This window comes from Aurantiacibacter sp. MUD11 (assembly GCF_026967575.1).
In the GTDB taxonomy this organism is placed as follows: domain Bacteria; phylum Pseudomonadota; class Alphaproteobacteria; order Sphingomonadales; family Sphingomonadaceae; genus Alteraurantiacibacter.
In genome coordinates, this window is sequence record NZ_CP114054.1 from 1185025 (window position 1) to 1197882 (window position 12858).

8 protein-coding genes are annotated in these 12858 nt (G+C 64.7%); 4 read left to right on the plus strand and 4 right to left on the minus strand.

The features are described 5' to 3' along the window. Nucleotides 1–76: 76 nt before the first annotated feature. The 3 genes from OZN62_RS05960 to OZN62_RS05970 are packed head-to-tail and all read right to left on the minus strand — an operon-like array spanning nt 77 to nt 2301. Nucleotides 77–553, minus strand: a complete 477-nt coding sequence (locus OZN62_RS05960) for a MarR family winged helix-turn-helix transcriptional regulator (RefSeq protein WP_269101870.1) — start codon at nt 551–553, stop codon at nt 77–79. A gap of 47 nt (nt 554–600) precedes the next feature. Further along, nucleotides 601–1488 carry an S-methyl-5'-thioadenosine phosphorylase gene (gene mtnP, locus OZN62_RS05965; protein ID WP_269101872.1) on the minus strand — a complete coding sequence of 296 codons (888 nt, stop codon included), beginning with the start codon at nt 1486–1488 and terminating at the stop codon, nt 601–603. A gap of 27 nt (nt 1489–1515) precedes the next feature. Continuing rightward, entirely contained in the window at nt 1516–2301 is a 786-nt protein-coding gene (locus OZN62_RS05970) for an SDR family NAD(P)-dependent oxidoreductase (protein ID WP_269101873.1), read from the minus strand. A gap of 353 nt (nt 2302–2654) precedes the next feature. On the opposite strand from OZN62_RS05970, the gene OZN62_RS05975 reads away from it, so the two are divergent. Both OZN62_RS05975 and OZN62_RS05980 read left to right on the plus strand, forming a co-directional pair. Continuing rightward, nucleotides 2655–5879, plus strand: a complete 3225-nt coding sequence (locus tag OZN62_RS05975; RefSeq protein ID WP_269101874.1) for a TonB-dependent receptor domain-containing protein — start codon at nt 2655–2657, stop codon at nt 5877–5879. Nucleotides 5880–5979: 100 nt separating this feature from the next. Continuing rightward, nucleotides 5980–6771 carry a hypothetical protein gene (locus OZN62_RS05980; protein WP_269101875.1) on the plus strand — a complete coding sequence of 264 codons (792 nt, stop codon included), beginning with the start codon at nt 5980–5982 and terminating at the stop codon, nt 6769–6771. A gap of 21 nt (nt 6772–6792) precedes the next feature. Here the strand turns inward: OZN62_RS05980 and clpB are convergent, their stop codons facing one another. Next, nucleotides 6793–9372: an ATP-dependent chaperone ClpB gene (gene clpB, locus OZN62_RS05985; RefSeq protein WP_269101876.1), complete on the minus strand. Its 2580-nt coding sequence runs from the start codon at nt 9370–9372 to the stop codon at nt 6793–6795. A 266-nt stretch (nt 9373–9638) separates the two neighbouring features. Between clpB and OZN62_RS05990 the strand changes: the two genes are divergently transcribed. Together OZN62_RS05990 and OZN62_RS05995 are read left to right on the plus strand one after the other, a co-directional pair. After that, on the plus strand, nt 9639–12518 hold the full coding sequence (locus OZN62_RS05990; RefSeq protein ID WP_269101878.1) for a M16 family metallopeptidase: 2880 nt from the start codon (nt 9639–9641) through the stop codon (nt 12516–12518). 24 nt (nt 12519–12542) lie between these two features. Next, nucleotides 12543–12851: a hypothetical protein gene (locus OZN62_RS05995; RefSeq protein WP_269101880.1), complete on the plus strand. Its 309-nt coding sequence runs from the start codon at nt 12543–12545 to the stop codon at nt 12849–12851. Nucleotides 12852–12858: the final 7 nt, after the last annotated feature.

The window sequence follows — 12858 nt, forward strand, 5'->3', positions numbered from 1 at the left end:
CGTGACTACCGCGTGCGGAAGCGAAGCTGGCCGCAGGTCGATTGCCTGCCGGCCGGCGCCTGGGACTGGAGCAGCCCTACTTTATCCCGAAGCCGGTCTCGAAATCGCCGCCTTCGAGTTCCTCCGCCCGATGGCGAGCCCGTTCCAGCAGGGTGCGGAACAGGTCCAGTTCCTCTCTCGAGAAACCTTCGAACAACTGGCGTTCGATTTCCTTGGCCAGTGGCATGATCTCGCCGTGCATCGTGCGTCCCGCATCGGTCAGGTCGAGCAGGTGCGAGCGGCCATCCGCCTCGTTCGGCGTGCGGATCGCCAGTTCACGTTCTTCAAGGCCCTTGCAGGCGCGGTTGACCGCGACCTTGTCCATCAGCGTCCGGCGGGTGAGGTCACGCTGGGTCAGCGCACCATTGTCACCCAGGATGGCCATGACGCGCCATTCGGGAATGCTCAGGCCGAATCGCTGGCGATATTCCATCGCGATGCGGCCACTGACCGCATTGGACGCCAGCGAGAGCTGGTAGGGCAGGAATCGCGAGAGCGGGCTTGTCGGTTGCATCAGCAACTACCTTGTTGAACTTTGCGCGACTTTGCAAGTTTCACGCACTAATCTTGAGGTCCCGGGAAGATTTCTATCAAACGACCGGCGATTGCGTCGAGTCTTGTTACGGCCGGAATGTCCCACTTTTCCCGAGGGGTAATGATCGAGGTATCGAGAATCGTGTCGATCGGGCTGGCCTTGCGTTCGCCGGGCAGCGCCGCTGCCAGTTCCGCCAGCATGGCGCGGGCGCGTTCGCCGTTTTCCTTCATCACCTTGAGGATGTCGGTGACGTCGACGTCCTCGGTCGGATCGCGCCAGCAGTCGTAATCGGTCACCATGGCCATCAGGGCATAAGGCAGCTCGGCCTCCCGCGCGAGCCGCGCCTCGGGCATGGCGGTCATGCCGATCACGTCCGCCCCCCACTGCCGATAGAGATGGCTTTCCGCGCGGGTGGAGAACTGCGGCCCCTCGATGGCGATGTAGGTCCCGCCCTTTTGGACCTTGGCCCCGGCCTTCTTGGCCGCCTTGGCGGCGTAGTCGGACAGGCGGGGGCAGACCGGGTCGGCCAGCGGGACATGCGCGACGATGCCGTCGCCGAAGAAACTGCGCTCGCGCCCTGCGGTACGATCGATGAACTGGTCGACCGCGACGAATTCGCCCGGAGCCAGCTTTTCCTGCAGGCTACCGATCGCGGAAATCGCCAGCACGTCGGTGACGCCGCAGCGCTTAAGCACGTCGATATTGGCACGGTAGTTCACCCGGCTGGGCGAATGCACGTGCCCTTCCCCGTGCCGGGCGATGAAGGTGAATTTCACCTCGCCGATCTTGCCGGTGGTGACCGGGCCGGAAGGCTCGCCGAACGCGCTCTTCACCGCGATCTGCTGCGCATCTTCCAGCGCGCCCGGTTCGTACAGGCCCGATCCGCCGATAACCCCGATGTGCCAGCCCGGCATGGCTTCCCTCCCCTTGCGAGCTGCCGCCTATTTCGGCGGCATGCGGATTGCGCCATCCAGCCGCACGGTTTCCGCGTTCATGTATTCGCTCTCCACCATGAAGCAGACGAGCGCAGCATATTCCTCGGGCCGGCCGAGCCGCTTGGGAAACGGCACCGAAGCCGCCAGCGCGACCTGCGCCTTTTCCGGCAGGCCGGCCATCATCGGAGTATGGAAGATACCCGGAAGAATGGTGTTAACGCGAATGCCCTCGTTCATCAGGTCGCGCGCTACCGGCAGGGTCATGCCCTTCACGCCCGCCTTCGACGCGGCATAGGCGACCTGGCCGATCTGGCCGTCTTCGGCGGCGACGGAGGCGGTGTTGATCATCACCCCACGCTCGCCGTGTTCATTCACCGGGTCCAGCGTCATGATACCGGTGGCGGCCTTGGCCATGCACTGGAAGGTGCCGATCAGGTTGATCTTGATGGTCTTCTCGAACAGCTCGAACGGCAGGTGGCTGATCTCGCCGGTCTCGCGGTCGCGGCGGGTCAGCTTGCCGATGGTGCCCACGCCGGCGCAGTTGACCAGCACGCGCTCCTGCCCGTGCGCCGCGCGCGCCTTGGCAAAGCCTGCCTCGACCGACGCACCGTCGGACACGTCGACCTTGCAGAAAACTCCGCCGATTTCGGCGGCGACCTTTTCGCCCAGTTCCTCGTTGAGGTCGAACAGCGCCACCTTGGCGCCCTTGGCGGCCAGCGCCCGTGCGGTCGCCTCGCCGAGGCCGGATGCACCGCCCGTGACCACTGCGGCCAGATTGCTGTCGATCTGCATGATGTCTCCTCGAATTCGCCCGGGCCCCGATGTGCCCGCCTTGCCACAGGCTCCTAGCCGCCCCAACCCGTTGGTCAAGCGGCGCAACGCAGGACACGGAAATGCCATGTGGTCTAAGTGCAACAGCGCCCGGACAATCTCGAAGATCCTACCGTTTACAATTGCAACCGAATTGCCCTTCCCGCAGGCAATACACAGGCAAGAACTGCCAGTTCGGTCGCCCGGGGTCACTTAGCGATCGGATTAGGACAATCCATTTTACCAGACCGACGGGACTCGGTCGCATTGTGGGGAAACAACCAGTGAAGCTTCGAACAGCTCTGAAGGGCGCATGCGCTCCCATAGCCTTCTCGGTGGCACTCGCCGCCAGCCCGGCCCTCGCCCAGGACACGGACCAGGACGCCGAAGAAATCACCGCAGATGATGAAGACGAAGACGTAGTCAGCGCTACTGGCCAGACCAGCAGCAGCGGCACCATCTTCGTTACCGGTTCGCGCATCCGTCGCGACGAATTCAGCTCGGCCTCGCCGATCACCCTGGTCGATCCGGAAATCGCCGTTCGCCAGGGCCTGATGGACACCGGTTCGCTGGTCCAGGGTTCGCCGATCGCCGCCGGTTCGGCGCAGGTGACCTCCGCCATTTCGAGCGTCTTCCTGGTCGATGGTGGCCAGGGCGTGCAGACCATCTCGCTGCGCGGCCTCGGCGCCAACCGCACGCTGGTGCTGCTCAACGGTCGTCGTGCTGGCCCGGCCGGTACGCGCGGCGGCGTTTCCGCCTTCGACCTCAACGTCCTCCCGCAGTCGATCGTCGAACGCGTCGACATCCTGAAGGACGGTGCATCGTCGATTTACGGTTCGGACGCCGTGGCCGGCGTGGTCAACCTGATCACCAAGACCGACACCGACGGCATCGAGATCGACCTGTTCGGCTCGCTGCCCGAATCCAGCGGCGGCGAAACCTTCTCGGCTTCCGCCACCTGGGGTACCACCTTCGACCGCGGCCACGTGCTGGTCTCGGCCAACTACTACCGCCAGAACGAACTGGCGCGTGGTGACCGCGACTATCTCGGCTGCCCGGAAGAGTACGTCTTCACCGACCTGTCCTTCCAGACCCGTGCCGACCGCATCGACCCGCGCACCGGCGAATTCGCCTGCCGCGGTGACAGCACCACCACCTGGGGCCACGTCTGGACCTACGACTACAGCTACTACTACTCGCCGAATGGCTCGAACATTCCGGGTAGCGCTGGCGTGGGCGACGTGTCGCTGCTGCAGTACAGCTATCCGGGCGACAACCTCGGCCAGTACCTGCCGCCCGTCGGCACGCGTATCGACGCCGGCCAGATCGGTGTTCCGGAAGGCTGGTATGCCGTGGCATACGACGCAGCTTCGGACCCGCTGACCAACCGTTACCACCCGCTGATGGATCAGGATTCGCTGATCCCGCAGACCGACCGCTACACGCTGTATGTCGATGCGGCTTACGAGCTGTTCGACGGCGGCGAAGTCTACACCGAACTGCTCTACAACAATCGTAAGACCTATTACGATTCCTCGGGCCAGGTGTGGCAGTTCGGCCTGGGTTCGGACCTGGGCGCACGCAGCCCGGTCGGCTACGGCCTGTTCGGCCTGCCCGACTTCTTCGGCGACCCGCTGGCCGGTGAATTCGCTGGTCCGGCACTGTTCTCGCCGACGGCCTTCATCGACTGGTACGACAGCTCGCAGGACGTCGACTACTACCGCGGCGTGCTTGGCATCCGTGGCGACATCTCCTCGAGCTGGAGCTACGACCTCTACGGCCAGTACTCGCTGTCGGACGGTGACTACACCAACCAGCGCGTGCTGCAGGACGCCATCGACTCGCAGGACCTGCGTGGCTCCTTCGGTCCGGCTCCCTCGCCTTGCGGAAACTACGTGACCCCGATTTCGGGCCGCCAGTGCGTCGACGTCGACTGGTACAGCCCGCGTGTCATGTACGGTGACTTCACGGCCGAGGAACTGGCGTTCCTGACCGACACCGAAACCGGCAACACCGAATATACCCAGATCTACGTTGAAGGCGTCGTTTCCGGCGACCTCATCGAGCTGTGGGGTGACGGTCCGGTCGGCGTCGCACTGGGTGCTGCCTATCGCCAGGACGAAATCAACGACGTTCCGGGTGATATAACCCTGGCCGGCAACGTCTGGGGCGGCGGTGCCTCGGGCATCACCGCCGGTAAGAGCGACACCTACGAAGCCTTCGGCGAAATCAACATTCCGCTGCTGGCCGACCTGCCGCTCATCCAGAGCCTGAACCTGACCGCCGCAGGCCGCGTCACCAACGTGACCGCAACCCGCGCTTCGGACGGTGCCAGCGACGAGCGTAACGGCAACTGGACCTACAAGCTGGGTGCCGACTGGGAAGTGACCGACTGGCTGCGTTTCCGCAGCACCTACGGCACCTCGTTCCGTGCTCCGGCACTATTCGAGCAGTTCCTGGCCGACCAGACCGGCAGCCTGTCGCAGCGTAACCTCGACCCCTGTATCCAGTGGGGCAACGCGCTGGCCGATGGCGACATCACCCAGAACTTCGCCAACAACTGTGCGGCTGACGGCGTTGCCGCCAACCACACCGGTGCGGGCATCAGCGGCGCGGTTATCCGCGGCGGTGGTCTGGGCGTGCTGGATCCGGAAGAATCGACCTCGTGGACGGCCTCGGTCATCCTGACGCCGAACTTCTCGTTCCTGCCGAACACCCGCCTGAGCCTGGCAGTCGACTACTTCGACATCGAAGTGACCGGCGAAATCGCCGTGTTCGGTGCACGTAACGTGATCTCGGGCTGCTACTCGTCGGACTTCTATCCGAACGATCCGTTCTGTTCGCTGTTCGCCCGTGTCGACGACCTCGACCCGAGCAACCCGTTCTGGAACGCCGGTAACGGTTCGAACATCGCCTTCGTCCGCGACAGCTTCGTGAACATCAACAGCCAGGAGCAGGAAGGCGTCGACGTGACCGCACGTATGGTCCACGACTTCGCCGGCGACGCGACCCTGACCGTTCAGGGCCAGATGACCTGGCAGTTCACCGACGTGACCGCGATCTTCGCAGGCTTCCCCGAAAACCAGAGCGAGGAAGTCGGCGAGCCGACCTTCGTGGGCGACTTCTTCGCCCAGCTCGACCTGGGTGACTTCTCGATCTTCTACAGTCTGGATGTCATCGGTGACGCCGGTAGCGACAGCATCCGCGACTACGTGGAAAGCTTCCTGAGCTCCGACGACCTCAACGGCGACGGCATCGCTTCGGTTGCAGAAGTCTACGACAGCCTCTCGCAGGGCGAGATCGACGGGTTCCTGTGCCCGGGCGGTCGCTGCCGCAAGCTGACGACCGATGCGACGTTCTTCCACAGCGCATCGCTCAGCTACGAGTTCAACGAGAACCTGCGCATGACGGTTGGTGCTTCGAACCTGTTCGACACCCAGCCGCCGCGTGTGTCGCAGGTCGGCGGCGACGGCATCGCCTCCTACGGTGTCGGCGTGCTGTACTCGCAGTACGACCTGCTGGGCCGTCGCTTCTTCGCGAACCTCAACATCCGCTACTGATCAGCTCGCTGATTGCTAGCCAAAGAGGGGCGGCGGGTGACAAACCCGCCGCCCTTCGTTTATCCGCTGCCCGCAACCCGATTCCGCGCAGGACCAATCGATGACCCGTATCCGCCTGAAGCCCGACACGCTCGACGAAGAGAACCGCAAGTTCAGCCAGGAACGGCTGCCGCGGCCGCTGTTCCTCAACTCCGTGCCCAAGTCTGGCAGCCACCTGCTGAAGAACATCATGCGGATGTTCGTGCCAGTGGAGGACCACTTCAAGGAACAGTTCATTCAGTGGGGCAACCTGCAGCAGTACAAGCACGCCTTCCGCGCGGAGGCGAAGATGCTGAGCTGGGGCCACCTGCTGTTCTCCGACGCCTCGGCAGTGGAAGCCGCGCCTGCGCGCAAGATCATCCTGGTGCGCGATCCGCACACCTGGGTGCTGGCCCGCGCCCGGTTCTTCCTGTCGGACGAGTTCGGTGACAACTCTGTGCTGGTGAAGAACGGCGAGCTGACGGTGGATTCGCTGATCAACCTGATGATCTTCGGCATCCACGGCAAGGCGATGTCCATGCGCGAGCTGTTCACCTACAACGCCGTCGCCTGGGAAGGCTCGGATGCCACCATGCTGCGTTATGAAGACCTGGTGCAGGCGGTGAAGACGCTCGGCTCGGATGAAAGCGATGCCTATTTCATGGCCCTGTTCGAAGCCGCCGGCCTCGCCAGCGTGCCGGACGACTGGCAGGAACGCGTGCGCATCGGTTCGGACCGCAAGCAGAGCGGCACCGCGCGCGAAAACCTGTCTTCGGAAGTCGGGATCGAGATTCCCAAGGCGCTGACCGAGCGGCAGAAGGAAATCGTCGAATTCGCGGCTCCGGGACTCAGGGCGCTGCTCGGCTACACCTGAGCCCCGGTGCGGTAGTGGTGGTTACTCGACCACCATCTGCAATTCGCCGTCGCCCTCGTCGATCTTGACCGTGCTGCCGTCGGGAATCTCGCCCGCCAGGAGCTTCTCCGCCAGCGGATCCTGCAGGTAGCGCTGCACCGTCCGCTTGAGCGGGCGCGCGCCATAGACCGGATCGTAACCGACGCGGCCCAGCCACTTGCGGGCACCCTCGGTCAGGTCGAGCACGATCTTGCGATCCTTCAGCAGCTTCTGCACCCGTGCCACCTGGATATCCACGATCGGTGCCATGTGCTCCATCGCCAGGCGGTGGAACAGCACGATCTCGTCCAGGCGGTTGAGGAACTCAGGGCGGAAATGGCCGCGCACGACGTCCATCACCTGGTCTTCCACGTCCTCCACCTTCTGGTCGTCTTCCAGGTTGGAGAGGAACTGGCTGCCGAGGTTGCTGGTGAGGATGATCAGCGTGTTGCTGAAATCGACCTTGCGGCCCTGCCCGTCGGTCAGGTGACCGTCGTCCAGCACCTGCAGCAGCACGTTGAAGACGTCGCTGTGCGCCTTCTCCACCTCGTCGAACAGCACGACCTGGTAGGGTCGACGGCGGACAGCTTCGGTCAGCACGCCGCCTTCCTCGTAGCCGACATAGCCCGGAGGCGCGCCGATCAGGCGGGCCACCGCGTGCTTCTCCATGAATTCGCTCATGTCGATGCGCACCATGGCCTGGTCGTCGTCGAACAGGAATGCGGCCAGCGCCTTGGTCAGCTCGGTCTTGCCGACGCCGGTGGGGCCGAGGAACAGGAAGCTGCCCAGCGGACGGTTCGGGTCCTGCAGACCTGCCCGCGCCCGGCGCACGGCCTTGGATACGGCGACGACGGCCTTTTCCTGGCCGATCACGCGCTTGCCCAGCACCTCTTCCATCTTCAGCAGCTTTTCGCGCTCGCCTTCCATCATCTTCTCGATGGGAACGCCGGTCCAGCGGCTGACGACGGAGGCGATGTCGTCCTCGGTCACCTCTTCCTTCAGCAGCGCGTTGTCGGTGTGGGTGCCGGCTTCTTCCAGCGCTTTTTCCAGCTGCGGGATCTTGCCGTATTGCAGCTCGCCCGCCTTGGCGAGGTCGCCTGCGCGCTGCGCCTGCTCCAGCTCGATCCGCGCCGCGTCGAGGTCTTCCTTGATCTTCGCCTCGGCATGGATCTTGTCGCGTTCGTTCTGCCAGCGCGTGGTCAGTTCGGCCGACTGCTGCTCAAGGTTCGCCAGTTCCTCGCGCAGCGCCGCAAGGCGATCCTTGGAAGCCGCGTCGCTCTCCTTGGACAGCGCCTGCTCCTCGATCTTCAACTGGATGATGCGCCGGTCGAGCGCCTCGATTTCCTCGGGCTTGCTCTCCACTTCCATGCGGATGCGGCTGGCGGCCTCGTCCATCAGGTCGATCGCCTTGTCGGGCAGGAAGCGGTCGGAAATGTAGCGTTCGGAAAGCTGCGCGGCGGCGACGATGGCGGCATCGGTGATGCGCACCCCGTGGTGCAGCTCGTACTTCTCCTTGATGCCGCGCAGGATGGAGATGGTGTCCTCCACGCTCGGTTCGTCGACGAAGACCGGCTGGAAGCGCCGTTGCAGCGCGGCGTCCTTTTCCACGTACTTCTGGTATTCATCCAGCGTGGTCGCGCCGATGCAATGCAGCTCACCGCGGGCCAGCGCGGGCTTCAGCAGGTTGGAGGCATCCATGCTGCCTTCCGAGGCGCCCGCGCCGATCAGCGTGTGCATCTCGTCGATGAACAGGATGATCTGGCCGCCGGCGTCCTTCACCTCGTCGAGCACGGTCTTGAGCCGTTCCTCGAACTCGCCGCGATATTTCGCACCGGCGATCAGCGCGCCCATGTCGAGCGCCATCAGCGTGCGATCCTTCAGGCTGTCGGGCACGTCGCCGTTGGCGATGCGCAGCGCCAGGCCTTCCGCAATTGCGGTCTTTCCGGTGCCGGGCTCGCCGATCAGGACGGGGTTGTTCTTGGTGCGCCGGGCAAGGATCTGCACGGTGCGACGGATTTCCTCGTCACGGCCGATGACCGGGTCGAGCTTGCCGTCCTTTGCCTTCTGCGTGAGGTCCTGCGCATACTTCTTCATCGCGTCGTAGGCGGCTTCGGCATTGGCGCTGTCCGCCGTCTTGCCCTTGCGCAGTTCGTTGATCGCGGTGTTGAGCGCTTCTGCGGTAACGCCGGCATCGGCCAGCACTTCGCCGACCTTGGTCTGCTTCGCCAGCACCAGCGCCAGCAGCAGGCGTTCGACGGTGACGAAGCTGTCGCCCGCTTTCTCGGCAATCTGTTCGGCCTGGTCGAGCACGCGCACGGCATCGTTGTCGAGGCCCGGAGTCTGCTGCGCCCCGCCCCCGCTGACCGAGGGAATCTTGGCGAGCAATGCGTCCACTTCCTGCACAGCCCGGCCGGGGTTGCCGCCCGCCCGCTGGATCAGGCCTGCGGCCATGCCCTCCTCATCTTCGAGGAGCGCCTTGGCGAGATGTTCGGGACTGATGCGCTGGTGGCTGTTGCGGATCGCGACCGTCTGCGCGCTTTGCAGGAAGCCGCGAGCGCGGTCGGTGAATTTTTCCAGGTTCATTCCTTGCCCCTTGACTGGTTTCACCAAAACATAGTGTTGCACATGCGCAACACAAGGGTCGTTGAGCGGGTTATTTCATGCCGTCGTCGAACAGCTGCCACCAAACGTCGCCAATGCCAATCGCGCACGTGATAGCGGGTGTGGCCAAGCCGGCGCTTTGACGCAGAGCAAGCCCATTGGCCGAAGGACCGATGGCCATCGACAAATGACATTGTTCGGGGAACAAACGGGTTTCGCTCCGCCCCCTTCGTGCTATCCCGTTTCGCATGAAATGGAATCTCGCGCTCCGCACGCTCGCCCCGTTCGCCGCCTTCGCGCTGGCGGCCTGTTCCACCGCCGCCACGGCCCCGGTCGAAACGGCCAGCGCGCCGGTTGCGGAAACGCAGAACGACATCGCCTCGCTCGAAGAGCTGATCGCGGCCGTCGACATCCCGTACGAGACGTTCACGCTCGAAAATGGGCTGACCACCATCGTCCACACCGATCGCAAGTCGCCGCTGGTGGGCGTGACGGTCTACTACCGCGTCGGCTCCAAGTCCGAGCCGCGCGGACGCACCGGTTTTGCGCACCTGTTCGAGCACATCATGTTCACCGGCAGCGAGAACGTGGAGAACTTCGACATCCCGCTGGAAGCGGCAGGCTCTACCGGCACCAATGGCTCCACCAGCTACGATCGCACCAATTATGTCGAGACAGTGCCCACCGGCGCGCTGGACCTGGCGCTGATGATGGAAGCCGACCGCATGGGCTACCTGCTCGGTGCGCTGACGCAGGAGCGACTCGATAACCAGCGCGGCGTGGTGCAGAACGAGAAGCGGCAGGGCGACAACCAGCCCTATGGCCTGCTGCGGTATCGTATTTCCGAAGGACTGCTGCCTGTCGGCCATCCCTATCGCCACTCGGTGATCGGCTCCATGGCGGACCTTTCCGCGGCCAGCCTCGAGGACGTGCGCAACTGGTTCACCGACAATTACGGCCCCAACAACGTGGTGCTGGCGCTGACCGGCGACATCGATGCCGAAACCGCCCGCCCGATGGTGGAGCGCTGGTTCGGCAGCATCCCGCGCGGGCCGGAAGTCGAACAGTTCGAGGCCGGCCCGGTCACGCTGCCTGCCCCGGTCGATGACGAGATGTACGACCAGGTGCCGCTCGTCCTGCTGATCCGCGCCTGGACCGGGCCGGACATGCAGCATCCCGACGCGGTGCCGCTGCAGGTGGGCATGTACATCCTCGGCGGCCTCAACTCCTCACGGCTCGACAATGCCCTCGTGCGCGGCGAGGAAGTGGCAACTGCCGTTTCCGCCTATTATCAGGCCTACGAGCAGCTCGGCCTGGCGCAGACGCAGGTGCAGGTGCGTCCCGATGCCACGCGCGAAGAGGCGCAGGCGCTGCTGGAAGCCGAGATCGCCCGCATGATCGAGGAAGGCCCGACACAGGACGAACTGGACCGCGCGACCACGCAGATCGCCTCCAGCCTGATCGGCGGCCTGGAACGCATTGGCGGCTTCGGCGGCAAGGGCTCGATCCTGGCCGAAGGGCTACTCTACACCGGCGATGCCGGCTTCTACCGCACCGAGCTGGAGCGCATGGCAGCGCTGACGCCGGAAGACGTGCGCGCGGCGATGGAGCGCTGGCTCTCGCGCCCGGCCTACAACCTTGCGGTGCTGCCCGGCGAACGCACGCTGGATGGCGGCGCAATGGGTGGCTGGGGTGACGAACACCTCAACCCGCCGCCCGAACCCGACACCGGCAGCGATATCGAAGTGACCCGCACGGGCCCCGAAATCGCCCTGCCGACGCCCGCCCCGGTGGGCGAACTGACCTTCCCCGAAATCGAGCAGGCCACGCTGTCCAACGGCATTCCCGTGGTACTAGCGCGCCGCGCCTCGGTACCCAAGGTATCGCTGGCACTGCAGTTCGATGCCGGCCTGGTGGTCGATCCCGTCGGCCAGAACGGCGTGCACGGCACGATGGTGGACCTGCTTTCGGAAGGCACCGCCACCCGCAGCGCGCTCGACATCGCGATCGAGCAGGAATCGCTCGGCGCGCAGATCAGCATCGGCGCGGGCACGGAAAGCACCACGGCATCGCTGACCGCCCTCAGCCCCAACCTGCGTCCCTCGCTGGACCTGCTGGCGGACATGGTCCGCAACCCGGCCTTTGCCGAGGATGCGATGGAGCGCGTCCGCAGCCAGCGCATGGCCGCCGTGGCGCAGGAGCTGTCGTCTCCCGCCGGGCTGGCCAATCGCGCCTTCGGCCCGCTCGTCTACGGTGACAACCACCCCTACGCCCATGCCGGTTCCTCCGGCGACGCGGCCGTGATCGAAGCGCTGACCGTGGCCGACATGGCGGCGGAACATGCCGAGTGGATCCGCCCCGAAACCGCGCGCATCACCGCCGTTGGCGATGTGACGATGGAGGAACTTGTGGCTGCGCTCGAAGCAAGCTTTGGCGACTGGCAAGGCAACGGCACGCCGGTCCCGGCGAAGTCGGTCGACCAGCCGACCCCGGCTCCCGCCACGCGGATCGTGGTGGTGGACCGCCCGAACTCGCCCTCCAGCTATCTCGTGCTGGGCCGCCTGACGCCGCTGGAAGGCTATGCCCCGGGCATGGAAGCCATCGACCTCGCCAACGAGGTGCTGGGCAACGGCTTCCTTTCGCGCCTCAACAACGACCTGCGCGAGACCAAGGGCTGGACCTACGGCATCCGTTCCAGCGTGCCGGAGTACACCGGCCAGCGTCCGCTGCGAATCCAGACCCAGGTGCAGGCGGATCGCACGGCGGATTCGATCAGCGTCATCCTTGGCCACCTCGAAGCCTTCCCCGGCTCTCGCCCGGTGGACGAGGTGGAATACCAGCGCGTGACCGACGGCAATATCCGCAACCTGCCCAACCGCTATGAAACCAATGGACAGGTGCTTGGTGCACTTGTGGCCAATCAGGAGATGGGCCGCGACCTGCGCTACCAGGTGGAACTGCCGGAAATCTTCGGCGCGATCAGCCAGGACGACCTCAACGCCGCCGCGCGCAACTATCTCCAGCCCGGGCAGATCACCGTGGTCGTGGTGGGCGATCGCAGCGTGGTGGAACCGCAGCTGGAAACCCTCGACATTCCAGTCGAATATGTCGATGCCGACAGCCTCTGATCGCCTAGGGACAGGAGAATACCAATGAGCAACGTGGGCGGGACCTACGATTTCGTCGCCAACACCCCGATGGGTGAGCAGACCGGTACCTTCACCGTCGTCCCGTCCGAGGATGGCGAGACCTTCACCGGCCAGCTTTCGGGCGGCATGGGCTCGATGGACGTGCAGGACGGCGAGATTGTCGGCGACAAGCTGACCTGGAAGATGAAGATGGGCATGCCGATGCCGATGACGCTGGATTGCGAAGCCACGGTCGAAGGCGACGCCGTGACCGGCAAGATCAAGACCCCGATGTTCGGGGCGATGGACTTCACCGCCCAGCGCCAGGCCTGAGGGTCGG

What these genes read in the sequence shown, in the direction of transcription:
- OZN62_RS05960 (WP_269101870.1), bottom strand. Translation starts at nt 553, where the DNA reads ATGCAACCGACAAGCCCGCTCTCGCGATTCCTGCCCTACCAGCTCTCG.
- mtnP (WP_269101872.1), bottom strand. Translation starts at nt 1,488, where the DNA reads ATGCCGGGCTGGCACATCGGGGTTATCGGCGGATCGGGCCTGTACGAA.
- OZN62_RS05970 (WP_269101873.1), bottom strand. Translation starts at nt 2,301, where the DNA reads ATGCAGATCGACAGCAATCTGGCCGCAGTGGTCACGGGCGGTGCATCC.
- OZN62_RS05980 (WP_269101875.1), top strand. Translation starts at nt 5,980, where the DNA reads ATGACCCGTATCCGCCTGAAGCCCGACACGCTCGACGAAGAGAACCGC.
- clpB (WP_269101876.1), bottom strand. Translation starts at nt 9,372, where the DNA reads ATGAACCTGGAAAAATTCACCGACCGCGCTCGCGGCTTCCTGCAAAGC.
- OZN62_RS05990 (WP_269101878.1), top strand. Translation starts at nt 9,639, where the DNA reads ATGAAATGGAATCTCGCGCTCCGCACGCTCGCCCCGTTCGCCGCCTTC.
- OZN62_RS05995 (WP_269101880.1), top strand. Translation starts at nt 12,543, where the DNA reads ATGAGCAACGTGGGCGGGACCTACGATTTCGTCGCCAACACCCCGATG.